We start from the raw sequence: 22,910 nt of genomic DNA, 5'->3' as shown, positions 1-22,910 counted from the left end.
GAGATCGTGTCGTAGCGTCATCGTCATGCGGTTCACACCCAACGTGCGAGAACATCTCCGGCGAGCGAGCAACGCGCTGTGGTGCCCGGCGGGCCCGCCTACGAAGGTCGCATTGTTCGTCCCCGTCGTTCTCGTTGCCTGGTTACTCCTCGGATTGACAGCAGTGGCTATGTTTCGGGCGCTGTTCTACGGCTTGATCACCGACGATTCTTACGAGTATTCTTGGGGCGGTCCAACTCTCGTAGGTGCGTGGGCGGTCCATCTACTCGGCATCCTGCTGCTGCCGGTCGCCGTCGTCCTGCTACAACTGATCGCCAGACTTCGAGAGCGACTCTTCTCTCGGACTTGTCCCTGGTGGATCACCGTCGTTTCCATCCTGCTCAGCGTGGGCGGCGTTATTCTGTTCGTCTCGTGGATTCACCAGATCTGACGGCAACCGCATCACACAGGGAGCGAGGAATTTCCAGTCTCGCGAATCGTGAGCACGGTGCCTACGCCGATCGCACAAACTCCCATCACCCAGTACGCAGGGGACATGCTGTTGCCTGTTGATTCGACCAACTGAGCAGCGACGTAGGGTGCTGTGCCACCGGCTGCAATAGTGCCGATATTGAATCCGAGCGATACCCCGGTGTACCGAACCGAACGGGGAAACAGCTCCGTGAACAACGGAAATGCAGGAACCTGAACCATGCCGTTCAGAACCATGTACACGAAATACACGACGCCGACCACCACGATGCTGGCCGTGGATCCCAGAATCATGAACGCGGGCAACGCAATCACAATGTACGCGAGGTAGCCGGTGAGAAGCACGGGCTTACGTCCGAAGCGATCGGTCAGCATGCCGCTGAGCGGGAACGTGGCGCACGCCAACGCAATACTGATTGCCGATGTCCAGTACACCGAATCTTTGGAAAACCCGAGATCGTTGATCAGGTACACGCTGAAATAGGTGAGCCCGATGTACCCGGAGCCGTTCATTGCAATGGCGATACCGATGACCCGAAGCACCGAGTAGGGATTCTTCTTGACGACATCCGACAATGGACTCTCGGCGACCTGATTCTTCTCGGCCATCTCCTCGAATTCCGGGGTGTCCTCGAGCTTCAGACGAACCCGAAGGCAGACCGCAGCAAGTGGAAGGGCCAGAAGGAACGGAATGCGCCAACCCCAGGACGACATCTGCTCGTCGGTAGTTCCGAGAGCCACGAGGCCGACCACCGCTGCAGCGACAGCGAATCCGAGCGTGGATCCGATCGGCGTGAACGAGCCGAAGAATCCCCGACGATTCGGCGGTGCCGATTCCGCAATGTACGTCGCGGCACCGCCGATCTCTCCGCCGGCCGAGAAGCCCTGCGCCAGTCGAATTATTACCAGCAGAATGGGAGCCAGGAAGCCTACCGACGAATGTGTCGGAAGGAGACCCAGCACGCCGCAGGCGATGCCCATACACACGACGGTGATGACGAGCGCAGATCTGCGTCCACGTCGGTCACCGAGCCGGCCGAAGAAGATTCCACCGAGCGGGCGCGCCACGTATGCGACTCCGAATACGGCGAGCGTGGCCAGAATGGAAACGCCGGGACTCGTAGAGGGGAAGAAGAGCGGCGCAATGACGACGGCAAGAAATCCGTACACCGCGAAGTCGTAGTACTCGATGAGCGTTCCGACGCCACCTGCTATCGCGGCACGCCGCGCCGTGGTGTTGGCGGCCTTACCTTCGGAGATATTCGTGGTCGGCTTGGCGGAAGGATGTTCCACGTTGGTCATGTCGACTGTCCTTGCTGTGCGAGTGAGTGTTCGGCGAGGAGAAGTTCGTAGGAACCGCCGGCCTCGATGACCTTGACAGTTCTGGCGTTCGGTGGTGTGCCGATCAGTTCGGTGTCTCCGGCTGTGCGAAGCGACGCCGCACGCCAGTCCAGCTTCACGGCATCTCCGATCGCCACCGCTGTGGCCACACCGGGAATGGCGATGAGCGGCATACCGTTGAAAGTTTCACCCCGCCAAAAACCGGGAGAGAAGGATTCGGCGACGATTGCGGCGATTCCAGCATTGCGAAGCGCGACCATCGGCGGATAGTGCGGATGACCGTACCCGAAGTTGCGGCCGCCGACGATGATGTCTCCATGTCGAACCCGGTCGACGAATGTCGAGTCGTATGCAGTCATGCACGCCGAACGAAGATGGATCGGATCGTAAGACTTGATGTTGGAGACTCCGACGACGAGGTCGATATCGAAGTCGTCGCCAAAGATCCAGGCGACAGTACCGTCGATGACGTCCGGCGGTGGGGGATATGCGCTCACCGCACTACCTCCGACTGTGTCCACTCATGTAGCGCGCCGGCGAGCGCGCTGGCCGCGACCGTGTACGGCGATCCCATGTAGATGTTGGCATCCGAGCTTCCCATTCTTCCCGAGATATTCAGCACACCTGTCGAAATGCAATTTTCGCCTGCCTGCAAAGGTTTCTGGTACCCGAAGCAAAAGTCGCAGCTCGACACAGCGATGTTCGCACCGGCAGCACGCAGAACATCGAGAATGCCCTCGCTCTCGGCCTGCTCGTGCACCTTCTGTGACGTCGGTACGACGTTCAGTTCGACGCCGGGTGCGATCGTTCGTCCGTCGAGAACCAATGCTGCAGCTCTGAGGTCTTCGATTCGGCCACTGGCGCAGGATCCGATGAATGCCTTCGTTATAGGCGTACCGGAGACCTCGGACGCGGTTTTCGTATTCGCTGCACGAGCCGACCCCGGCTGCACGACGCGAGGCACCACCGTCGCCAGATCTATCGTGTGACGAGCTACATACTCGGCGTCAGCGTCGGGGTAGACCGGATCGAATCGTTGCCGCACAACATTATTCGAGTAAGCGAGAGAGAGCTCGTCAGGCTCGAAAACCGCGGAGACTGCGCCCGTGAACATCGCCATGCCACACAAGCCCTGGCGGTGATCGATCTTCATCGACCGTGCACCGGGGCCGCCGAATTCCATCACCTGATGAGCGCATCCGTCTGCACCTACGAGATCGATGATTGTGTGAACGAGGTCGCGGCTGTCGACTCCTGGCGAGAAGTCACCGACGAGGTCGAATCGAGTGGTTGCGGGAATATCGACGTGCACCTGGCCGGTCACCCATGCCTCGATAAGGTCACGACGAATTCCCCAGCCGAGCGCGCCGAAGGCTCCGATGCCACTGATGTGGCCGTCGAAGTGCACGAGGAAGTCCCCTGGAATGGCGAGTCCCAGTTCGGCAGTCAACTGATGCCCGATCCCGCGGCCCTCGTGAAGCTCGATTCCGTAGTACGTGCACCAGTCGCGGGTGACCCGATGAACTTCGGCTTCTTTTTCGTCGTTCTTGGTCAGCATATGATCGATGAACACCACGTAGCGGCTGGGATCGGACAACTCGGTTATGCCGAAATCGTCCCGCATCTGACGAAACATCACGTCGGTGTACCCGGGAAAGTCATAGGCGATCATTCGAGCCGGGCGCACGGCGTGGTTCTCCCTGGCTCGCACATTTGCCGCTTCGGATGTTCTGGCCAGTATCTTCTCGGTCATCGTGTATCCCATACCGGTCACCGAACCGATTCGGCGGGAAGATATTTGCGCTGCTTCGCTTCGACCTCAGAGAATCCGATGAGGTCGACGAACTCGTGATGAGAGAGCGCGTCCGCACTGACAGACGCAGGCGCCTCCCCGCCGGCGAGTCGTCGCAACGCCTCCTGTGCGGCTCCGGTGGCCGCCATGAGCACCTGGGTCGGAAGTAGTGCGAGTCGAACTCCGATCCGATCGAGCACCTCGGGGGTGAAATCGCGCTCGGTCCACGTCGACGCAGTGAGGGTAGCCATCAATGGAACTCCCACCTCGGCGTGGCATCGTTCCCATTCCTCGATCGTCTCGAACGTCTTGGTCACCGGCATGATCATGTCTGCACCGGCGTCGACATAGGCATGGGCGCGGCGGATCGCATCGTCGCCCATGGAGTCGGTGCGTGCGATCAGCAAGATGGAACTGGGAATCGAGTCGCGCACCGCTCGGATCTTGCCGCTTGCTTCGGCGATGTCGACCAGCGCCACGGGGTCACCGACGCATATCGGGCAAGATTTCGGAGACACCTGATCCTCCATGAACATTCCTTGGACACCGGCATCAACGAATTTGGACGCGGTCCGCGCGGCGTTCACCGCATTGCCGTAGCCGGTGTCGATATCCGCGACGAGCGGGAGCTTCGAGGATTCACGGATAGTTCGAACCGCGGTCAGATTCTCGGTCATCGTGTAGAGCTCGGCGTCCGGCAGGCCGAGAGCGGCTGACACCGCAAACCCCGACGCACACAGCGCGCTGAATCCAGCCTGTTCGGCAAGTCGTGCGGTGAGTCCGTCCCACACGCCCGGCGCATACACGAGACCGCCTTCCGTGAGTTCCTTGAGAGTTGAAGCTGACATGTTCACCCCATCCATTTCACAGCACCGCGTTTCGCACTGCGGAATTCATTCCGCATATCGTCATTCGGAATGTAGAGTGGCACGAGTCACATGTCAAGGCGACTTCACCAAGACCCGGCTTCGTATGATGACTGGACCGATCGGGCATCGAATTTGAAAGTGGGGACCTGTGGCTGCGCCTATCGAGCCCGAAAATCAGGCAGTGGTCCAGTCGGGCCGCGACATCGTCGGAGCCGTACTGAAGGCATGCAGTCTCCTCGAGCACTTCGATGCCGCAAATTCTGCTTGGACCTTGAACGACCTGACGTTGGCAAGCGGAATGAACAAAACTACTGTGCATCGTCTGATGACGACGCTCATCCACGCCGGGTGGATCGATCGAACCTCGGACGGGGAGTACCGCGTGGCAATGCCTGTTTTCGAGATCGGCTCCGCTGCCCTCGCACACCTCGACATCCGGACGGCAGCACGGCCATACATGGCGCAACTCGCCGAAGCATTCGGCGACACAGCGTATTTGATGGTCCCTGCCGACGAGGGTGCAGTCTGTATAGACCGCGTGGAAGGAAACAACCCTCTGGTGGTCGCGGGCATAAATATCGGTTCGGTACTGCCCTACCACGCTGCAGCTGGTCCGATAGTGATGCTCGCACATTCCGAGAGGTTGCGCGAACGCTGGATTCGGGACGACCTCACGACCTACACCGACCGGACATTGACCGACGCAGCCGCCCTCACAAAACATCTCGACTCCGTCAAGGCCCTCGGATACTCGGTGAGCAACTCCGATTACCTCTCCGGCGTAGCGGCGGTGGCCGCGCCGATTCTGGGCCGAGGAGGTGCAGTCGTCGCGTCGATCAGCATCGGTGGACGTACCGAGGCGTTCGAGGGAGATGCGCTGACACGGAAGATCGATCGGGTCAGGGACGCAGCGGCTCGGCTGACACGAGCAGCAGAGGCATTACAACGTCAAAACTGACGACCCGTTACTGCGTCGCTACCTCTGGGCAGAGCGAAGGCCGCGCCGACAATTGGACCTGTAGTTCTCGCCCGCGGGCTCGTCGGCACCGATGCCGTGGCCGACCCACATCGAACATGCCGGCAGGCGTGAGTAGCGGTATATCTGGAGACGGCGTCACCCGAGGTGCCGAGAGTTCTGCGGCGCAGTCCCTGACATCAGGGCGGGACGACTATCCCTACCTTTGCTACACAGCGACGCCCCCAGCCGTCCACTCGGCCGAATTGCTTTGGCAGGGAATATCGGTCAACACGAACGATCTCACCTTGCACGTGTTCGTGTGCGGACATGCACCACGACCTGCTCGATATCGCCGGCGCGAAATTCCTGATGCTCTACATCGGCTACAACCTTCCGGAGTCGGTGATGAGGAGGACCGAGCAAGTGCTGGCCGACTTCCATCACTTCGAGGACGAAGACGCAACAGCTTCGCCGTTTACTGCAGTTCGACCCAGTACGGCGAGTTCGTCACCGACTTCACCCCGCGCTCGGATGTGCCGCGAGCAGTCGGCGCAAACTGCCAACCGACGCCCGGTACACGCAGTAGCTTCGAAGTCGTGCGTACCGCCGAGGAACTGCTGGCCACTGTCCAAGGATCACCCGATGCTGTTGCAGCGGGCGACAGGAACGCATGGGTGGATCTGTATTCCGCGGAAGGCATCGTCAACGATCCGGTGGGCTCCAAGCCACACGTCGGAAAGGCGGCGATCGCCCGGTTCTACGACACGTTCATCGCCCCCAACACCATCAATTTCCACGTCGAGAACGACATCGTCTCCGGTATGTCCATAGTCCGAGATCTCACGCTCGAGACCATCATGTCCACCGGGGCCACGCTGAACGTACCGATGCACCTGCGCTACGACCTCGTCGACGAAAATGGTGTGTTGAAAATCGCCCGCCTCGAAGCACATTGGGAACTCGCGAAGATGATCAGAGGGCTGCTCGGCGCAGGAATGGCGGGGTTGACCGCGTCCGCAAAGCTGACGCCGCAGCTGATCGGAAACCAAGGATTCGGCGGGGCGCTCGGTTTCATGCGCGGACTGAAAGGCGTCGGCGAGGAAGGGAAGCGTGCAGCACAGTCGGCTCTCGACGGCGACGGGACGCTGGAAGTAGAACTTGCTTCCGGCGAGCCCATTTCGCGCGAGAGCCTGAGCGGGTCCTACCGCAAATTCATCGCGGCAGGCCGGACGGTGAGTGCGACCGTCGAGAGATCCACGGGCAACGGCGTCGTCTTCGTTCGGTTCGCGCCAAGTGGTCTCGACATCGAGTCCGTCACCCTGTTCCCTGGATGAGCAGCGCGCATCGGCTGCTTTCAGCGCTTGGCGGCGGTGATGATCTCTGCTCCGTCGTCGGTGATAGCGATCGTGTGCTCACTGTGCGCGGTACGGCAGCCGGTTGCGCTTCGGAGCGTCCAACCATCGTCGTCGATGACGAGCTCAGCGGTATCAGCCATGACCCACGGCTCCAATGCCAGCATCAGCCCGCGGCGCAGCTTGTACCCACGGCCTCGGCGTCCCGTGTTGGAGATGTGCGGGTCCTGATGCATCGTCGACCCGATGCCGTGGCCACCGAACTCCGTATTGATCGGATAACCCGCCTCGCCCAGAACCGATCCGATGGCGTGGGAAATGTCGCCGATGCGAGTTCCGGGGCCTGCTGCTGCGATCCCTGCAGCAAGCGCGCGTTCGGTCGCGTCGATCATCGCGACGCTCTCTGCAGGCTTTGTGTCGCCGACGATGAAGCTGATCGCGGAGTCGGCCGCAACCCCACCGAGGACTACGGCGAGATCGAGGGACAGCAGGTCGCCGTCGACGAGGGAGTAGTCGCGCGGGAGCCCGTGCAGCACTGCATCATTGACGCCTGTGCAGATGTAGTGGCCGAACGGGCCGCGGCCGAACGACGGTGCGTAGTCCACGTAGCAGGAGGTCGCGCCGGCGTCGACGATCATTTCCTGGGTCCAGCGGTCGATCTCGAGGAGGTTGGTGCCGACCGTGCACTTCTCTTTCAGAGTGTGAAGGATATGACCGACCAGGGCACCTGTCTCCCGTGCTCGGTCCAGCTGGGCGGGGTTCAGAATCTCGATCATGCGGTGCCTTCCTCGGTCTGTTGTAGCGATCCAATAACTATACCGGCCAAACTATCCCGTACTAGTATCGGACTCATGGTCAGGTTGCCACTCACATTTGCCGAGGTCGAGCGCGGACGACGCCTCGGCGCCCTGCTGCGTCGCGCCAGAGGCGATCGGACGATGCTCGAAATTGCGCTCGACGCCCGAGTCTCGCCGGAGACACTCCGAAAAATCGAGTCGGGCCGCGTTGCCACCCCAGCTTTCCCGACCATCGCGGCCATCGCCGCTGTTGTTGGACTCTCGCTCGACGCGGTGTGGGCCGAGATCAACCAGCCATTGGACGGCATCGAGCGCGAGACACCGGAGCGCTTGTCCTCGTAGCTCAGATTTATTCGAACATGTGTTCGACATTTGCCTGGATTTGGGTTATGTTTGTCGTATGGATTCGGGGGACGAGCACGCAGGGGTGACCGACACAGCGGATGCTGTGTTGTCTATTCTCGATCCCGAACGGCACTGGGGCGATTCCGAGGATTGGTTCGAGAATCTGCATTCGCCGTGCGAACTGTCGCCGACCGATGCCGAGTTCGAGGTAGAAAAGTTCGCGCGGTGGTTCGAGAGCTTTCCGTTGGCGTGCGATCCGTTCGACACTGCCGCCGGGCATGATTCGGGTGTCGAACCGGCTGAGGCGGTTGATCCGTCGGTGCCGGTGATCGAGGCTGCCTATCTCGCGAAGGTCGTCGCGATCATCGAGGAGCAGGTCGAGATCCTCGGCCGCATCGACAACGTCGTACTGTGCAATTCCGATCGGCGTGCTCTGCTGGTACGTGCCGAGGCGGTGCACCGGGCCCTGTTCGGGTTTTCGCACACCTGGATCGCTGATGTCATCGCCCAGCACGGTCTCGACGACATCCCCGGTTCGGTCCCGTATGCACTGTCGAGTTTGATGCGGTTTTCCTCGAAACGTGCGGGGCAGCGGATCCGGCTTGCGAACCACTTCGGTCACCGCTCGGCGATGTCCGGGGAGCGACTGGCCCCGGAGCATGCGGCGACCGCCGCTGCCGCCGCGGATGGTGTCCTCGACGAGGAACATCAGATCATCGTCAAGAAGTTTTTCACCAGCCTGAGCCGCGACATCGACATCGAGACCCGGGAGAACGCCGATCGGCAGTTGGCGGAGTTGGCGCGGCAGTTGGGTCCGGAGGAGTTCGATGCGGCCGCCAAGCGGCTTTTCGACACTCTCGATCCCGACGGAAAGCTTGTCGACGAGGAGCAGGTCGCGAATCGGTGCTTCTTCAAGTTCAGCGATCAGGGCGAGGACGGGTTGTCGAAGGGCACGTTCGTCGTCGACGCCGAGACGCGGGCGTATCTGGAGGCGGCGTTCGCGAAGTGGGCGAAACCAGGGATGTGCAATCCCGCTGACGACAAGCCTGTCGTCGATGATCCAGCCGATGACCCAGCAGAGAACCCCGCGGACGGCCCAGCGGACGGGGCGACCGGCGGGGCGACCGGCGGCTCGGGTTCAGGTCCGGGTGAGCCTGGCGGTTCGGGCTCGGGGAACACCGGCGCCGACCTACCGGATCCGTCGTTGTTCGACAGCGACAGCCCCAGTCCGGATGACACTGACACTGACGGTGAGAGCGACCCTGACAGTGATCGGGATTCGGTGAACGACGCCGATGCCGATGCTGCACGCCGCGCCGAACGTGATCACCGCAGCCAAGGACGGCGTCAGCACGATGCTCTGAAAGTCATCGTCCGGCAGATGCTCGCTTCCGGGCAGCTCGGTACCCACCGTGGATTACCGGTCACCGCGGTGCTCACGATGACCCTCGCCGATCTCGAAGCCGCCACCGGGTACGCCGTCACCGCGACCGGGTCTTTGGTGCGGATGCGTGATGCGATCCGGATGGCTGCGCATGCTCATCACTATCTGGCGATTTTCGATGACGACGGCAGGGCGCTGCACTTGGGGCGTTCCCGACGCATCGCCTCCGCGGATCAGCGGATCGTGCTGATCGCTTCCGACCGTGGCTGCACGTTCCCGGGGTGCACCCGTCCCGCGACCTGGTCGCAGGTTCATCACATCGATGAATGGGGTGCTGGGGGCGGTACCGATATCGCCTCGCTCACCTTCGGTTGCGATATGCACCACCGACTCGTCGGCTCATCCGAGAACGACTGGGCGACCACGAAAGCCGGACCTGATCATCCTTACCCGGGGCGGACACTGTGGCATCCACCGGTGACGTTGGATCCCACCAGAACTGGTGTGGTCAACCATTATCACCACCCGAACGAATACATCTACCCCGCCGCACCAGGCACCGAAGGCATCCCCGGCCCTAGTCCTGACCCTAGCCCTGACCCCAGCCCTGCAGATCAATCACCAGGGCCAGGCGATACCGGCGGACCCGAGCCCGGAGGGCCCTAGAACCGGCGCATGCCGGCAGATCACAGCCACACAGCTACACCGGCCAGCTGCGACGCAGAAAGACACACCTGCGGCGACGCACAGCCATGTCCAGGGTGGCATCTCGCGCGCGGAGACCTTGACCACGCCGCCTGACCCACGTCTCGGCGCAGGCGCGCAGACCATCCGCTGCTCCCGGATCACCCCGATCTACACAGGACTGCGGGCCGCAGGCAATAATCGGTACCTATGCAGGCGACCAGCCGGGCGGCGTTTCTCGTAGCGGCGACGCTTGCTGTGTCCGCGCTGGCTGCGCCCCTCGTACCTCTTGCGCCGGGATTGCTCGTCGAGACTCCTGCACCTGCAGTCGTCGCGCTGCCCCCACCCCCTCCGCCGCCGCTGAGCCCGGAGCAGATAGCGGAGCAGGTCGATCCGATCGTCGTGACAATCTCCGCCGACTGGGGACCTACCGGTGTCGCCGGGACCGGCTTCGTCATCGCACCGGAAGGTCTCGTGGTCACCAACTTTCACGTGGTCGAGCAGGCCGCGGCAGTGTCAGCCGTACACATGGGCAACGGCCTGATCTACGACGCTTCGGTTCTGGGGTACGACAAATCTCGCGATCTCGCGGTTCTCCAACTCGCCACCGCATCCGACCTGCCGGTGGCGACGCTCGGTGCCTCGACGGAACTTGGCGTCGGGGATTCGGTTACGGCAATCGGAAATGCCTCGGGCGGGGGAGTTCTGGTGCCGGCGCCAGGCAAGGTCGTTGCGCTGAACAAGACCATAACCGCACAGAACTCGGTCGACGGATCGACGAACGAACTGACCGGGGTGATCCAGATCGATGCCGACGTTCGGCCAGGCGATTCGGGCGGACCGCTGGTCGATGCCTGGGGAAACGTCGTCGGCGTCGACGCAGCGGGTCTCTCCGACGACGCGCGACAGACACAGGCTCCCGAGGCGTACGCGATCCCGATCGATGCCGCTATGGCCGTCGTCGCGCAGGTCAGAACGGGTCGATCCGACGGAACAGTACATGTCGGCCCGACGCCCTATCTCGGCGTCTCGGTGCGAGACGTCTCGACCTTCCGGAGCGCGGGTCCGTCCGAGGGCGCAGCAGTCGCATCCGTCGAATACGGTTCGCCGGCCATGCGCACCGGCCTCGAGAGCGGGGACGTGATCGTGGCGTTCGACGACAGACCGGTCCGGACGTCCGACGAACTCGCCGAGGAAATGGTCGGACGCGAACCAGGGGACATCGTCCGCCTGCAGTGGGTGACCACAGAAGGTGACCGCCAGGAACAGACGGTCACGCTCGAACAGGGAACTCCGACGGCCTGATCAGGCTTGCAGTACCGACAACACGTTGCCTGCTGGGTCGGTGAACCAGGCAATGAGTGGTCCACCGTGACGGAAGATCCCCTTCTGGTCGGTGCCCATGTCCGGGTATTGCTGGAATACAACGCCTTTCGCGATGAGCGTGTCCACCGCGGTCTCGATGTCGGCGACGGGGAAGTTCAGAATTGTGTACGGGGCGGCCACGTGTCCATCGCGCGGGTAGATCAGCACCTCGTGGGACTCGTCGAGCGTGAGGTGGAGGAGCCCCATCTCGCCGTCGACGATAGTGAGCCCGAGCGTGTCGGCATAGAACGCTCGCGCTGCGTCGATATCGTCGACGGCAAATCCGGAGAACGGTGGGCGGGTCAGATCGAGTGTCGGCATAGGCCGATTGTTCACCCGATTCCCCAACCCTGCACCGGGTATCTTGATCCGCTGGAGCTATATCCGTTCGAGGATCGTCGCGTTGGCCAGCCCACCTGCTTCACACATCGTCTGCAGCCCGTACCGCGCGTCGTTCTGTTCCATTGCGTTGACAAGCGTGGTCATGATGCGTGCGCCGCTGGCACCGAGCGGATGCCCGATCGCGATGGCACCGCCGTTGACGTTGACTTTCGTCGGATCGGCGCCGGTCTCCTTCTGCCACGCCAGCACCACCGATGAGAACGCCTCGTTGACCTCGAACAGGTCGATGTCGCTCAGCTGCAGACCGGCACGCTGCAACACCTTCTCGGTGGCGGGGATGACGCCGGTCAACATGTACAGCGGATCCGATCCGACCACCGCGAAGCTGTGCAAACGCGCCAACGGGCGCAGACCCAACCGAGCCGCGACGTCACTGGTGGTGATCAACAAGGCGGCGCTCCCGTCGCTGAGGGGGCTACTGTTCCCCGCGGTGACCGACCAGTCGATCTGCGGAAAGCGCTGTGCAACAGCATCGGAAACGAATGAAGGTGTCAAACCAGCCATCGACTCGAGAGTCCCACCGCTGCGGATGATCTCGTCGTGATCGAGTTCGAGCAGCGGCGCGAGTTCCTTGACGAACCTTCCTCCGGTCGCAGCGGCGTAGGCCTTGGCGTGACTGTTCAGCGCAAATTCATCCTGCGCCGTTCGGTCGAATCCCCATTTGGCCGCGATCAATTCGGCGCTGTGGCCTTGGGCGATCAATCCTTCGGAGTATCGCTCGGCGAACGCAACGCCACGAGGGTTTGCGCCGGGCCTGATGTTCGAACCCATCGGCACCCTGCCCATCGATTCGATACCGGCCGCGACGACGATGTCGTAGGCACCGGACATTACCCCTTGTGCCGCGAAATGCACTGCCTGCTGGCTACTTCCACACTGCCGGTCGACGGTGGTGCCCGGCACCGACTCCGGGTATCCCGCGGCGAGCAACGCTGTACGTGCAATGTTGAACGCTTGCTCGTCGACCTGGGTTACCGCGCCGGTGATGACGTCGTCGATGAGCGCCGGGTCGATTCCGGTTCGCTCGACGATGGCCCGCAGACTGTGCGCGAGCAGATCCGCGGGGTGTACACCGTGCAGTGCGCCGCTCGCTTTGCCTTTGCCGACCGGCGTCCGTACTGCTTCGACGATGACCGCGTCGCGTCCGAATGTGTGTGACCGTCCAATATTCGAAGACATGAGCAAAGATCCCTTCCTCTGGCTCCAGTAAACTATAGCTAGCCTGACTTTAGCGCGGCATAGTCACTACGTCCAGGTGGCACACATCACCGACGGGAGTAGCGTTGACCAGGTGACTATTCGTCTCGGTTACCAGATGCCCAACTTCAGCTACTCAGGCTCCGTAAAGGACCTGTTCCCCAAGGTCATCGCGCAGGCGCGCGAGGCCGAAGCCGCGGGATTCGACACCGCGTTCGTCATGGACCACTTCTACCAACTGCCCGGGATCGGCAAGCCCGACGAGCCGATGCTCGAGGCCTATTCGGCGCTGTCCGCCCTGGCCACGGCCACCGACACCATCCAGCTCTCGGCCCTCGTCACCGGAAACACTTACCGCAATCCCGCGATCCTCGCCAAGACCGTCACCACCCTCGACGTGGTCAGTGGAGGCCGCGCGATCCTCGGTATCGGTGCAGGCTGGTTCGAGCTCGAGCACAAGAGCTTCGGCCTGGAGTTCGGCACCTTCACCGACCGGTTCGAACGACTCGACGAAGCGCTGCAGATCATCGAACCGATGCTCCGCGGCACGCGCCCGACGTTCGACGGCCTCTGGTACCAGGTCGAGGACGCCATCAACGAGCCCCGCATCCGTGACGATCTGCCGATCATGCTCGGCGGCGGCGGCGAGAAGAAGACATTCGGTCTGGCGGCACAGTTCGCCGATCATCTCAACATCATCTGCGATGCAAGCGAACTGCCGCGCAAGATCAAGGCGCTCGAAGCTCGGTGCGAGGAAGTCGACCGAGACCCGAAGGACCTAGAGACCAGCTTCCTCGCGTTCGTCATTCTCGACGAGGACGGCGACAAGGCCAAGCAGCTGCAGAGCGACTACCTGCTCTCCAACGGCGTCAACCTGTCCGACCTGTCCGACGACGACAGAGCGAAGGCCACCGACCGGCATTTTTGCGGCACACCGGACGATGTCGCCGAGCAGGTACAGAAGCGCGTGCTCGATCAGGGCGTCGACGGCATCATCATCAACCTGATCACCAACGGCCACGAGCCGGGAGTCGTCGAACTCGCCGGTAAGGCTCTGAAGCCGCTCGTCTGATCGCTGGGCAGACCGGGCCGCAGGGAACTCATCCGTTCCCTGCGGCCCTGTCCGATTTTCCGCCCTGTCCGTTTTCCGCCCAGCCATCATCAACCTGGCACACTCGTGCGACGCGTGGCATAGTTCCCCCGTGGCTCAGCTGACAACCAACGGGCACCGGGTGCTCGTCGCGAATCTAAACCAGGGATCACCGCAGGGCGATTCGCTGCGTGCGATTTCTGGATCGATGGTCGCGTACGAAGGCGATGTTGCTTTCAAACACGCAGGAATGGGCGGCGGCGGAGGTTTGCGCGCCGCCCTCAAACAGAGGGCTACCGGCGAATCCCTCTCTCTCATGGAGGTTTCCGGCAAGGGCATCGTCTACTTCGCCGTCGACGCGCAGGACATCACCATCGTCGAACTCGCCAACGATTCGATGCACGTCGAAGCATCACAGCTTCTCGCGCTGACCGGGGCGCTCAAAACGGAGGTCAAATTCTCCGGGCTCCGCGGTGCGACCTCGGGGCAGGGACTGTTCACGACCGTGGTCAGCGGCAGCGGCTCGGTTGCTCTGCTGTCGGCGGGTGGTCCGCTGATCGCGCTCGCCGTCGATCCGCAGTACCCGCTCGTCGTCGACCCCGACGCATTCGTCGCGCACCGCGGTCAGTTGAACCAGAGCTTCGTCACCGATGTCACGTGGCGTTCCGCCATCGGCGGCGGCAGCGGCGAGGCGTTCTCGCTCCGTTTCGACGGCCAAGGCGTCGTCTACATCCAACCCCAGGAGCGCTGACATGCCGCTCGAACTCGTCAACAGCAAAGTCGTCAAGTCGACTCTCGCGCCGGGTCAGAACGTGTTGGCACGCAAGGGGTCGATGCTCTACTACACCGGCGACGTCCACTTCATCCCGCATTCGATGGGGGGATCCGCAGGCGCTGCGCCCGGCGGGCGGTCGGGGGTCACAGTGGGTGGCGTCGCGGGGATGGCGGGCCGGATGATGTCCGGTGAACACGTCGCGATGATGGCCGCGGAGGGTCAGGGTGAGGTCTTCTACGGTCACGCCGGTCTGTACGTCGAGGTGATTGAACTCGATGGTTCGTCGATGCTGACGGTCGAGGCCGATCGGCTTCTGGTGCACGAGGGCTACCTGCAGAGTTCGATCGTCGCTCTCACCTCGCAAGGGGGTGTGCGCGGCGCGGTCCGCGGCGCGATGACGGGCCAAGGTCTGTTCACAACACAGCTCACCGGCCAGGGGAGCGTCGCGGTGCTCTCCCACGGCGGAGCGATTGCGCTTCAGGTCGGGCCCGAACACCCACAGGTCGTCGTGGACCCGCAGGCCTACGTTTGCCACCTCGGCAACATCACTGTCGACATCTCGGCAAACGTCGGCTGGCGTGAGGCTGTCGGTCGCGGTAGCGGCGAAGCGATCCAGCTGAAGATGACCGGTGTGGGCACCGTGTGGGTCCAAGCCTCCGAGCAGAAGTTCTGAAGGGACGACGAAGAATGAGCCTGAATTCCGGTCATTCCGCAGGCGCTACTCCTGTGGAGATCCACACCCCGCACACGCTGCCGATCAATGACAACGTCCCGGGCAACGACTACGCCTTCTGCGTCGAACTCGCAGGTCAGCCTTGGTTCACATCCAAGGGCGCAATGATCGCCTATTACGGCAACGTTCGATTCGAACCGCTCGGGCAGACGTCGATGCCCGCCATTGTCGCGGCTCGATTCTCGTCGCCGCTGTACTCGAACGACTGGGTACTCGCGCAGGGCCAAGGCAAGCTGATCCTCGGCGACCGCGGGTTCAACATCAACTCCTACGACCTCGACAGCGGGAACCTGACGATTCGCGCCTCGAACCTCTTGGCCTTCGAGCCCACCCTCGATCTCAAGCAGTCCATCGTTCCCGGCTTTTTGACACTCCTCGGCACCGGCAAGTTCCTGGCGTCGTCGAACGGTACGGTGATGTTCGCCGAGCCGCCGCTGCGAATCGACCCCGAGGCTCTCGTCGGCTGGGCGGATTGCCCGTCACCGAGCCATCACTTCGACGCGGGCTGGATGCAGAACTTCCTCGGCGCGGCCCGCGGATTCCTCGGCGCCAACAGCGGCGAAGAACGGCAGTTCGACTTCACCGGCGCCGGAACCGTACTCATTCAGTCCAGCGAGAAGGTACTCGACGACGGCCACCTGCTGCGGCACATCGAGTCCCAGACGGTGAGTCTCGGGCAGAACAGCCTGCGGGCCCTGCACACCACCATCGGCTCCCGGCTGCAGCAGTAGTTCATCAAAAGCACTAGCGAGTTCATCGAAAGCAATAAAGCGCGAGCAGGCGCACTATGGAGTGATGACCAACAACGGACCGTTCAACATCGACCCCGAAGACTTCGATCGCATCGCCAAGGAAGCGAGCGACGGACTCCGTGACGTCGTCGATCAGGTAGGCAAATTCATCGGGCAATCCGGCGCCATCGGGCCATGGGGCGCCTTCTTCGGTGAGGCTGCCGCTCCCAAGCCGAAGCAATCCCCTGCAGCTCCCGAAACCGAGACGACGGGCGCGAAGGGCGACGGCGTGTGGGCGATCTACATCGTCGACGACGCAGGGACAGCGACCATCGATCAGGTTTTCGCCTCCGAACTCGACGCGCTGCGGGCTCACAAGGACAACACCGACACTGCCCGCAAGGTGCGATTCCTCCCCTACGGTCTCAGCGTGAGCGTTCTGGAAAACTGAGCGTCAGCGTGCTGAAAGCCTGAGCTCGACAGCATCGGCGGCCTTCTCGATCCCGCCGTTGCTACGCACCTCGGCTCCCACCTCGGCGAGCCGTGCCCTGATCTGCCCCGAATTCGCGACCGTCTGCACAGCGCCGCGGAGGCCGTCGACAGTGACATCGCCGTCTGCCAACTGGACACCGACGCCGAGTTCTTCGAGCAGTGCTGCGTTGCCGAACTGGTCCACGGCCTGCGGTACAGCGACGGTCGGCACCTCGAACCACAGTGCTTCGGTGCAGCCGCCCATCCCGGCATGTGTGACGAACGCCGACGACGCCGCGAGCACCGCCAGCTGCGGGACCTGCGGATAGATCTCGATGTTGGGCGGGATCTCGCCGAGCGAGCCGATATCCACTCGGTGTCCGACTGCGATCACCACGTGCCATGAACTGGCCGCACCGCTCGACTCCCCGAAGGCCGCGATACACGTTCGGTAGAAGTCCGGCCGCTCGTTGAAACCGGTGCCGAACGAGACGAACAGAACCTTCTTCTCACCAGGCGGAGCTGTCCAGCACGAATCTGCCAGCCGCGCAGGGTCGAGACATGGTCCGACGAACTGCACGGAATCGGGAACCCGTTCGGCGTTGGGTTGCATCGCCCGCGGAATCAGCGACAGCACTTCACTCGGGTGCGAGATCCAGTCCCAAGGATCTACTTCGATCCGATTGTCCTGCAACCACTGTGCGTACGCGGAGTGATACGCGCGGCCCGCATCGGACTCACGAATCGACACGAGCATCTCGCCCATGTCCACCTCGTAACCATCCCACGCAACCAAGGTCGGCGATAGCTGCACTGCACGCAGGTCGTACCGAACTCCAAGAACCGGAGCAGCGAGGCCGCCGATGTCGTACAAGAGAAGATCGGGGCGATTCTCGTCGTAGAACGCAGTGAGAACCGGGAACGATCCAATGGCTTCGTCGAGAAACACACGCATTGCCGATGCTGGGTCCTCGGGCCAGGCGGACTCACCCTGCGGCAATATCGAGTCGAACGAAACAGCCTCGACACCAGCAGGTTCTACGACATCGACCATCGACGCGCCCACCGCGTAGGTGACTCGATGCCCGCGCTTCACCAGCTCGGCGATCAGTCCGAGCGAGGGATAGATGTGGCTCGGCGCGGTACATCCGATCATGGCAATGTGCACGGCTTCGACGCTAACCGGGGGACGAGAACGGCGCCAGCGATTTACGGGCTCTCGTTCGCGATCAGATCCAACAGCCCGGGGAAACGGTCGTTCAGCTCGCGCCGACGCAGAGTCACCTTCCGACTGTTCCCGCGGTCGACCTGGAACACCAGGCCCGCTTCGCGTAGGACCCGGAAGTGATGCGTCAGAGTCGATTTGGTGACTCCGAGCTCGAAGGACATGCACGTACGCTCGGCGCCATCGGCATCGCCCACCAGTTCGGTGACGACCTTTCGGCGAAGCGGGTCGGCGAGCGCCGACATCACCTTGCCGAGCTCCATTTCCGATAGCTCGGGATGCCCGTTTTCGTCTGCCATGTCGGTCCTGTTCGGTACGGGCGACGTCGTCGCATGTGAGCGGAAATACGTCGCCTGGGACGTATTTCCGCTCACGTGCGGCGCAGCCGCATTAAGGTACGACTTGCATCATACCTGGATCTCTGCTCTTCTAGATACGACACTCATCGTACCTAGGGGGAACCGATGCCTACTCAGCGTCCTACAGACTCTCGGCCTTCCAAGTTCATCCTGCCCGTCGTACTGGCGGCGCAGTTCGTCATCCCGATGTCGATTGCCGGGACCGCTATCGCACTACCGGAGATCGCGCGCGACCTGGGCGAGAGCCCGGGACCGCTGCAGTGGGTTGTCAACGGGTTCAACCTCGCATTCGCTCTGTTCACAATCGTGTGGGGCGCGACATCGGATCGGATCGGGCACAAGAATGCGTTCTGCATCGGGATCGCGGTGACCGGTATCGCCGGCGTTCTCAGCGCAGCGGCGCCCTCGCTGGCGGTCCTGGACGGCGCCCGGATCCTGGCAGGCGTCGGAGCAGCGGCGGTGCTGGTGGGTTCCACGTCGATCCTGTCGAACGCCTACTCCGGCGCGGCGCGAGGGAAGGCATTCGCCGCCTTCGGAACTGTCAACGGACTCGGCCTCGCACTAGGTCCCACCATCGCCGGTGCGCTTGTCGGCGGAATCGGTTGGCGTGGAGTATTTCTCGCCCAGGCAGCGGTGCTGGCGGTCGCCTTCGGCGGAACCGCCGCGCTACCCGCGATCAAACCCCCGCGCGACAACACAACCGGAAAGACGCCGATCCTCGACCTCTCCCTGCTCCGCAACCCGAGGTTCCTCGGCCTCTGCCTCGTGCCGGTTGCGGGCGCGATCGGTTTCGTCACACTGCTGACCTACCTGCCGGGCGCGCTCAGCGGCATTGCAGGAATGGGGCCGGGGTCAGCGGGCCTGCTGATGCTCGCCATGACTGCACCGGTTCTGGCAGCTCCGGCCGTCGTCGCGAAAGCGGTCAGCACCGGAAGGATTCACCCAACGACGGTCGTCCATCTGAGCCTCGCGTCACTGGTGGTCGGCGATCTCGGCATGCTCGCGCTTCGGCCGGATATGTCACTGTGGTGGATCTTGGTGCCGATGGCGCTCGTCGGGCTCGGATTCGGACTGCCGATCGGTCTCGTCGATGGCGAAGCACTCGCATCGGTCCCAGCCGAGCTCAGTGGCACCGCGGCGGGCCTGCTCAACCTCTTCCGCATCGGAGGCGAGGCGATACTGGTCGCCGGGTACGCCTGGCTGCTGGGGCTGTTCGTTCATGCCTCGATGCCGGGCAGCCCACGCGCCGACGCCACCGCCGCCGGGCTGCCAGGATTTCCGCACGAGTACGCCGACGCCTTCCACACAGTGGTCGGGATTCTTGCCGCACTTGTCGCACTGACCGCCGTCGCCGCCACACTTCTCGTCCGGGCAGGCTCGCCCGCGAGCGAACAGTCGCGGCACACTACTGAAGTATCGTCGCGCTCGTGACCTTCCTGCGCCCGACGACCCTGACCAACGACGTCGTCACCTTGGAACCGCTGCACCACGACCACCTAGAGGGCCTGTGCGACGCTGCCCGCGACGGCGAACTGTGGAAACTCTGGTACACGGCGGTGCCGCAGCCGGCGGACATGGCCGCGGAGATCGACCGGAGGCTTGGGCTGCTCGACGCCCAATCCATGCTTCCCTTCACTGTGCGTCGCGCGGACACCGGGCAGATAATCGGCATGACCACCTACACGAACGCCGATGCCGCAAACCGACGCCTCGAAATCGGTTCCACCTGGAACGCCGCATCGGCACATCGCAGTGGTACCAACACCGCGTCCAAATTGCTACTGCTCACGCACGCGTTCGAGGAATTGGACTGTATCGCAGTCGAATTCAGGACTCACTGGATGAACATGCAGTCACGGGAGGCGATCGCCAATCTGGGCGCGAAACAGGACGGCGTCCTCCGTAACCACCAACGCATGCCCGACGGCTCCCTGCGCGACACCGTCGTGTTCTCCATTCTCGACTCCGAGTGGCCTGCGGTGCGGAACGAGCTGCAACGCAGGCTCGCGAGATGAACGGGCCTCTCGAGATGAACACGGCTCTCGAGATGAACACGGCTCTCGAGACAAATAGGGCGGGCGCGGTAGGTTGACGCTGGCGCGTCTGCCGACGCCCCTTGACAGCAGACCGAAAGAACAGAAACAACATGCGGGTTGACGGGCGTGAAATTCCGGTGACGGGACGTCTGCTGCAACCACTTGTCCGCCGCACGAGCGACATTCTGCGCGTGGTGTTGTCCGTCATTCTGCTCGCCGCGGTCGTCGGGGGTTCACTCATCACCCGCAACCAATGGGACGCGCTGGAAACATCGGTCTCCAATATCGTCGGAGTGCTCAGCCCCGACCAGTCGGACCTTGTATACCTTCTGTACGGCGTCGCAATACTGGCCCTACCGTTCGGCATCCTGATCGGGCTCATCGCCGGTCGCAAGTGGAAACTTCTCGCGGGGTATGCATCCGCTGCTCTGATCGCCGGACTCGCACTGTCGATCACAGGCACCGGCATCTCCACCCCGGCATGGCATCTCGACGTCCCGGACAGACTCGACACTTTTCTTTCTCAGTTCCTCGACGATTCCCGCTGGATCGCGATGCTCGCCGCGGTGCTCACCGTCTCCGGACCATGGCTCCCTTCTCGGTGGCGACGGGTGTGGTGGCTCCTCCTTCTGGCCTTCGTCCCCATTCACCTGTTCGTCAGCACCGTTGTTCCGGCCCGGTCGCTCCTCGGGTTGTCGGTCGGGTGGTGTGTCGGAGCGTTGATCGTTCTGGTGGTGGGCACCCCCGCGCTCGAGGTCCCGCTGGATGCCGCAGCTCGCCTGTTGGCCGGACGTGGACATGCGGTCACCTCGTTCACGGTGCTGAGGCCTGCAGGGCCAGGCCCCCTCGTCCTGTCGGTCACCGCCGAGGGCACCGAACCGGACATCGTCGTCGAGATGTACGGCCAGAATCAGCGCAGCGGCGGCGCCCTCCGGCAGGTGTGGCGGTGGTTGTCGTTCCGCAGCGAGGAGTTCGTTCCACTACATGCATCCATGCGGCGAGCCGTCGAGCATCGGGCGCTGATGGGCATCGCGATCGGCGACCTGGGCATCGCCAGCAGTAAGCCACTGGCTGTGTCCGCCCTCGAGCGAGGGTGGGCCCTGTACGCACACACCGCGCCCCTCGGCGCAGCTGTCGACGAGTCCACGCCGGATTCGCTGGCAAGAAGCATCTGGAACGGGGTGCAGACGCTGCACGAGAACCAGATCTCGCACGGCGACCTTCGTACCGCCGAGATCCGAGACAACAATGGGTCAGCATTGTTCGGTGGGTTCTCCTACGCCGAACTCGGTGCATCGGTTGCACAGATGCAATCCGACGTAGCGCAGCTGCTGATCTCCACCTCTGCGGTGTTCGGCAAGGAACGGGCCGTGCGCATCGCACTCGACACCCTCGGCGAGGACACCGTGATCACTGCGGCAGGGCGGCTCACCAAGAGTGCGATTCCAACGCGAGTGCTGAAATCGGTCCCCGACGGCCGCGGCATCATGAAGGCCGTGCGCGACGAGGTCGTGAATCAGACCGGCACCGAGAAGATCCAGACCGAGCAGGTCACCAGGTTCACACGCAACCAGATCATTCAGCTCGTCCTGCTGATCGGCCTGGTCTACGTCGCGTACCCGTTCATCAGTGCGGTGCCGACCTTCGTCACCGAACTCGGCAGCGCGAACTGGTCGTGGGCGCTGCTCGGGCTCGCTGTGTCGGGCCTGACCTACGTCGGCGCCGCCGCGGCGCTGTGGGCCTGTGCATCAGGGCTCGTGAGCTACAAGAATCTGACGATCATGCAGGTCGCCAACACGTTCGCAGCCACCACCACGCCGGCAGGCGTCGGCGGTCTTGCGCTGAGCGTGCGCTTCCTGCAGAAAGGCGGGCTCGGGGCGGTGCGCGCGACCGCCGCGGTGGCTCTGCAACAGTCGGTTCAAGTGATCACGCACCTGAGTCTGTTGATCTTCTTCTCCGTCGTCGCAGGCACGTCGGCGGATCTCGCACATTTCGTTCCCGACCCGACGGTGCTGTACCTGATCGCCGGTGTCGCCCTCGGCATCGTCGGGACGGTGCTGTTCGTACCGACGCTTCGACGGTGGCTGCGTAACGCCGTTCGTCCGCAACTCAAGGAAGTGTTCGGCGAACTCGGCGATCTGGCCAAGGATCCGAAGCGATTCTCGATCATCGTTCTCGGTTGCGCAGCAACCACTCTCGGGGCCGCACTGGCGCTGTGGGCAAGCATCGAAGCGTTCGGCGGCGGCACCACGTTCGTCACTGTCACCGTAGTCACGATGATCGGCGGCACCCTTGCCTCCGCCGCGCCGACCCCCGGCGGCGTCGGCGCGGTCGAAGCTGCGCTGATCGGTGGGCTCGCCGCCTTCGGACTTCCCGCGAGTGTCGCCGTGCCGTCGGTGTTGCTGTACCGAGTGCTGACCTGCTGGCTGCCGGTCTTCTGTGGGTGGCCGACCCTGCGCTGGCTGACCGAGAAGGACATGGTCTGACGGGCTAGGCAGTTTTCTCACTGAGCTGATCGACGGATACCATGCTG

23 protein-coding genes are annotated in these 22,910 nt (G+C 62.9%); 14 read left to right on the top strand and 9 right to left on the bottom strand.

Annotated elements, in window-relative coordinates; all coding sequences use genetic code 11:
* Positions 1-25 precede the first annotated feature (25 nt).
* Positions 26-430 (top strand): hypothetical protein, encoded by a 405-nt coding sequence (locus QMK17_RS10350; protein ID WP_283508798.1) that lies wholly within the window; start codon positions 26-28, stop codon positions 428-430.
* Positions 431-441: 11 nt separating this feature from the next.
* On the opposite strand, the gene QMK17_RS10345 is transcribed toward QMK17_RS10350, so the two are convergent.
* The 4 genes from QMK17_RS10345 to QMK17_RS10330 are packed head-to-tail and all read right to left on the bottom strand — an operon-like array spanning position 442 to position 4,452.
* Positions 442-1,773 (bottom strand): MFS transporter, encoded by a 1,332-nt coding sequence (locus QMK17_RS10345; RefSeq protein ID WP_283508797.1) that lies wholly within the window; start codon positions 1,771-1,773, stop codon positions 442-444.
* Positions 1,770-2,309 (bottom strand): 3-isopropylmalate dehydratase, encoded by a 540-nt coding sequence (locus QMK17_RS10340; RefSeq protein WP_283508796.1) that lies wholly within the window; start codon positions 2,307-2,309, stop codon positions 1,770-1,772. Before QMK17_RS10340 ends, QMK17_RS10345 begins: the two co-directional genes overlap by 4 nt.
* Positions 2,306-3,565: an aconitase family protein gene (locus QMK17_RS10335; RefSeq protein WP_283508794.1), complete on the bottom strand. Its 1,260-nt coding sequence runs from the start codon at positions 3,563-3,565 to the stop codon at positions 2,306-2,308. Before QMK17_RS10335 ends, QMK17_RS10340 begins: the two co-directional genes overlap by 4 nt.
* A 17-nt stretch (positions 3,566-3,582) precedes the next feature.
* Positions 3,583-4,452 (bottom strand): isocitrate lyase/PEP mutase family protein, encoded by an 870-nt coding sequence (locus tag QMK17_RS10330; RefSeq protein WP_283508793.1) that lies wholly within the window; start codon positions 4,450-4,452, stop codon positions 3,583-3,585.
* A 169-nt stretch (positions 4,453-4,621) separates the two neighbouring features.
* On the opposite strand from QMK17_RS10330, the gene QMK17_RS10325 reads away from it, so the two are divergent.
* Both QMK17_RS10325 and QMK17_RS10320 read left to right on the top strand, forming a co-directional pair.
* Positions 4,622-5,431 carry an IclR family transcriptional regulator gene (locus tag QMK17_RS10325; RefSeq protein ID WP_283508792.1) on the top strand — a complete coding sequence of 270 codons (810 nt, stop codon included), beginning with the start codon at positions 4,622-4,624 and terminating at the stop codon, positions 5,429-5,431.
* Between the two features lie 596 nt (positions 5,432-6,027).
* Entirely contained in the window at positions 6,028-6,765 is a 738-nt protein-coding gene (locus tag QMK17_RS10320) for a nuclear transport factor 2 family protein (protein WP_336620142.1), read from the top strand.
* Positions 6,766-6,785: 20 nt separating this feature from the next.
* On the opposite strand, the gene map is transcribed toward QMK17_RS10320, so the two are convergent.
* Positions 6,786-7,559, bottom strand: coding sequence for a type I methionyl aminopeptidase (gene map, locus QMK17_RS10315; RefSeq protein WP_283508790.1), 774 nt, complete (start codon positions 7,557-7,559; stop codon positions 6,786-6,788).
* Between the two features lie 75 nt (positions 7,560-7,634).
* Here map and QMK17_RS10310 point away from each other — a divergent pair, with 75 nt between their 5' ends.
* The 3 genes from QMK17_RS10310 (at position 7,635) to QMK17_RS10300 (ending at position 11,298) form a co-directional block, all read left to right on the top strand.
* Entirely contained in the window at positions 7,635-7,922 is a 288-nt protein-coding gene (locus QMK17_RS10310; RefSeq protein ID WP_283508789.1) for a helix-turn-helix domain-containing protein, read from the top strand.
* Between the two features lie 58 nt (positions 7,923-7,980).
* Entirely contained in the window at positions 7,981-9,975 is a 1,995-nt protein-coding gene (locus QMK17_RS10305; RefSeq protein WP_283508787.1) for an HNH endonuclease signature motif containing protein, read from the top strand.
* 228 nt (positions 9,976-10,203) lie between these two features.
* The gene (locus tag QMK17_RS10300; protein ID WP_283508786.1) at positions 10,204-11,298 is read left to right on the top strand and encodes a S1C family serine protease; all 1,095 of its coding nucleotides are present in this window, start codon (positions 10,204-10,206) and stop codon (positions 11,296-11,298) included.
* Here QMK17_RS10300 and QMK17_RS10295 read toward each other — a convergent pair whose 3' ends face one another.
* Both QMK17_RS10295 and QMK17_RS10290 read right to left on the bottom strand, forming a co-directional pair.
* Positions 11,299-11,679: a VOC family protein gene (locus QMK17_RS10295; protein ID WP_283508784.1), complete on the bottom strand. Its 381-nt coding sequence runs from the start codon at positions 11,677-11,679 to the stop codon at positions 11,299-11,301.
* A gap of 57 nt (positions 11,680-11,736) precedes the next feature.
* The gene (locus tag QMK17_RS10290) at positions 11,737-12,939 is read right to left on the bottom strand and encodes a thiolase family protein (protein ID WP_283508782.1); all 1,203 of its coding nucleotides are present in this window, start codon (positions 12,937-12,939) and stop codon (positions 11,737-11,739) included.
* Between the two features lie 112 nt (positions 12,940-13,051).
* On the opposite strand from QMK17_RS10290, the gene QMK17_RS10285 reads away from it, so the two are divergent.
* The 5 genes from QMK17_RS10285 to QMK17_RS10265 all read left to right on the top strand — a co-directional run bounded on the left by QMK17_RS10285 (position 13,052) and on the right by QMK17_RS10265 (position 16,737).
* The gene (locus QMK17_RS10285; RefSeq protein WP_283508781.1) at positions 13,052-14,029 is read left to right on the top strand and encodes an LLM class F420-dependent oxidoreductase; all 978 of its coding nucleotides are present in this window, start codon (positions 13,052-13,054) and stop codon (positions 14,027-14,029) included.
* A 130-nt stretch (positions 14,030-14,159) separates the two neighbouring features.
* Positions 14,160-14,798, top strand: a complete 639-nt coding sequence (locus QMK17_RS10280; RefSeq protein WP_442972728.1) for an AIM24 family protein — start codon at positions 14,160-14,162, stop codon at positions 14,796-14,798.
* Position 14,799: 1 nt separating this feature from the next.
* Positions 14,800-15,495 (top strand): AIM24 family protein, encoded by a 696-nt coding sequence (locus tag QMK17_RS10275; RefSeq protein WP_283508779.1) that lies wholly within the window; start codon positions 14,800-14,802, stop codon positions 15,493-15,495.
* 14 nt (positions 15,496-15,509) lie between these two features.
* Positions 15,510-16,286 carry an AIM24 family protein gene (locus QMK17_RS10270; RefSeq protein ID WP_283508777.1) on the top strand — a complete coding sequence of 259 codons (777 nt, stop codon included), beginning with the start codon at positions 15,510-15,512 and terminating at the stop codon, positions 16,284-16,286.
* Positions 16,287-16,350: 64 nt separating this feature from the next.
* Complete coding sequence (locus QMK17_RS10265) at positions 16,351-16,737, top strand: hypothetical protein (RefSeq protein WP_283508775.1); 387 nt, start codon at positions 16,351-16,353, stop codon at positions 16,735-16,737.
* A gap of 3 nt (positions 16,738-16,740) precedes the next feature.
* Here the strand turns inward: QMK17_RS10265 and QMK17_RS10260 are convergent, their stop codons facing one another.
* Together QMK17_RS10260 and QMK17_RS10255 are read right to left on the bottom strand one after the other, a co-directional pair.
* Positions 16,741-17,925, bottom strand: a complete 1,185-nt coding sequence (locus QMK17_RS10260) for a macrolide family glycosyltransferase (protein WP_283508773.1) — start codon at positions 17,923-17,925, stop codon at positions 16,741-16,743.
* A 41-nt stretch (positions 17,926-17,966) separates the two neighbouring features.
* Positions 17,967-18,281: an ArsR/SmtB family transcription factor gene (locus tag QMK17_RS10255; protein ID WP_283508771.1), complete on the bottom strand. Its 315-nt coding sequence runs from the start codon at positions 18,279-18,281 to the stop codon at positions 17,967-17,969.
* A 165-nt stretch (positions 18,282-18,446) separates the two neighbouring features.
* Here QMK17_RS10255 and QMK17_RS10250 point away from each other — a divergent pair, with 165 nt between their 5' ends.
* From QMK17_RS10250 to QMK17_RS10240, 3 genes are all read left to right on the top strand, one after another.
* Positions 18,447-19,772, top strand: a complete 1,326-nt coding sequence (locus QMK17_RS10250; RefSeq protein ID WP_283508770.1) for an MFS transporter — start codon at positions 18,447-18,449, stop codon at positions 19,770-19,772.
* Positions 19,769-20,356, top strand: coding sequence for a GNAT family N-acetyltransferase (locus QMK17_RS10245; RefSeq protein ID WP_283508769.1), 588 nt, complete (start codon positions 19,769-19,771; stop codon positions 20,354-20,356). The genes QMK17_RS10250 and QMK17_RS10245 overlap by 4 nt, the downstream gene beginning before the upstream one ends.
* Positions 20,357-20,487: 131 nt before the next feature.
* Positions 20,488-22,863, top strand: coding sequence for a lysylphosphatidylglycerol synthase transmembrane domain-containing protein (locus QMK17_RS10240; protein ID WP_283508768.1), 2,376 nt, complete (start codon positions 20,488-20,490; stop codon positions 22,861-22,863).
* Positions 22,864-22,910: the final 47 nt, after the last annotated feature.

Source organism: Rhodococcus sp. G-MC3 (genome assembly GCF_030063335.1).
In the GTDB taxonomy this organism is placed as follows: domain Bacteria; phylum Actinomycetota; class Actinomycetes; order Mycobacteriales; family Mycobacteriaceae; genus Rhodococcoides.
This window is presented reverse-complemented; position numbering and strand designations above follow the sequence as displayed.

What these genes read in the sequence shown, in the direction of transcription:
- QMK17_RS10270 (WP_283508777.1), top strand. Translation starts at nt 15,510, where the DNA reads ATGAGCCTGAATTCCGGTCATTCCGCAGGCGCTACTCCTGTGGAGATC.
- QMK17_RS10265 (WP_283508775.1), top strand. Translation starts at nt 16,351, where the DNA reads ATGACCAACAACGGACCGTTCAACATCGACCCCGAAGACTTCGATCGC.
- QMK17_RS10310 (WP_283508789.1), top strand. Translation starts at nt 7,635, where the DNA reads ATGGTCAGGTTGCCACTCACATTTGCCGAGGTCGAGCGCGGACGACGC.
- QMK17_RS10305 (WP_283508787.1), top strand. Translation starts at nt 7,981, where the DNA reads ATGGATTCGGGGGACGAGCACGCAGGGGTGACCGACACAGCGGATGCT.
- QMK17_RS10300 (WP_283508786.1), top strand. Translation starts at nt 10,204, where the DNA reads ATGCAGGCGACCAGCCGGGCGGCGTTTCTCGTAGCGGCGACGCTTGCT.
- QMK17_RS10335 (WP_283508794.1), bottom strand. Translation starts at nt 3,565, where the DNA reads ATGACCGAGAAGATACTGGCCAGAACATCCGAAGCGGCAAATGTGCGA.
- map (WP_283508790.1), bottom strand. Translation starts at nt 7,559, where the DNA reads ATGATCGAGATTCTGAACCCCGCCCAGCTGGACCGAGCACGGGAGACA.
- QMK17_RS10250 (WP_283508770.1), top strand. Translation starts at nt 18,447, where the DNA reads ATGCCTACTCAGCGTCCTACAGACTCTCGGCCTTCCAAGTTCATCCTG.
- QMK17_RS10255 (WP_283508771.1), bottom strand. Translation starts at nt 18,281, where the DNA reads ATGGCAGACGAAAACGGGCATCCCGAGCTATCGGAAATGGAGCTCGGC.
- QMK17_RS10295 (WP_283508784.1), bottom strand. Translation starts at nt 11,679, where the DNA reads ATGCCGACACTCGATCTGACCCGCCCACCGTTCTCCGGATTTGCCGTC.
- QMK17_RS10345 (WP_283508797.1), bottom strand. Translation starts at nt 1,773, where the DNA reads ATGACCAACGTGGAACATCCTTCCGCCAAGCCGACCACGAATATCTCC.
- QMK17_RS10275 (WP_283508779.1), top strand. Translation starts at nt 14,800, where the DNA reads ATGCCGCTCGAACTCGTCAACAGCAAAGTCGTCAAGTCGACTCTCGCG.
- QMK17_RS10350 (WP_283508798.1), top strand. Translation starts at nt 26, where the DNA reads ATGCGGTTCACACCCAACGTGCGAGAACATCTCCGGCGAGCGAGCAAC.
- QMK17_RS10290 (WP_283508782.1), bottom strand. Translation starts at nt 12,939, where the DNA reads ATGTCTTCGAATATTGGACGGTCACACACATTCGGACGCGACGCGGTC.
- QMK17_RS10240 (WP_283508768.1), top strand. Translation starts at nt 20,488, where the DNA reads ATGCGGGTTGACGGGCGTGAAATTCCGGTGACGGGACGTCTGCTGCAA.
- QMK17_RS10330 (WP_283508793.1), bottom strand. Translation starts at nt 4,452, where the DNA reads ATGTCAGCTTCAACTCTCAAGGAACTCACGGAAGGCGGTCTCGTGTAT.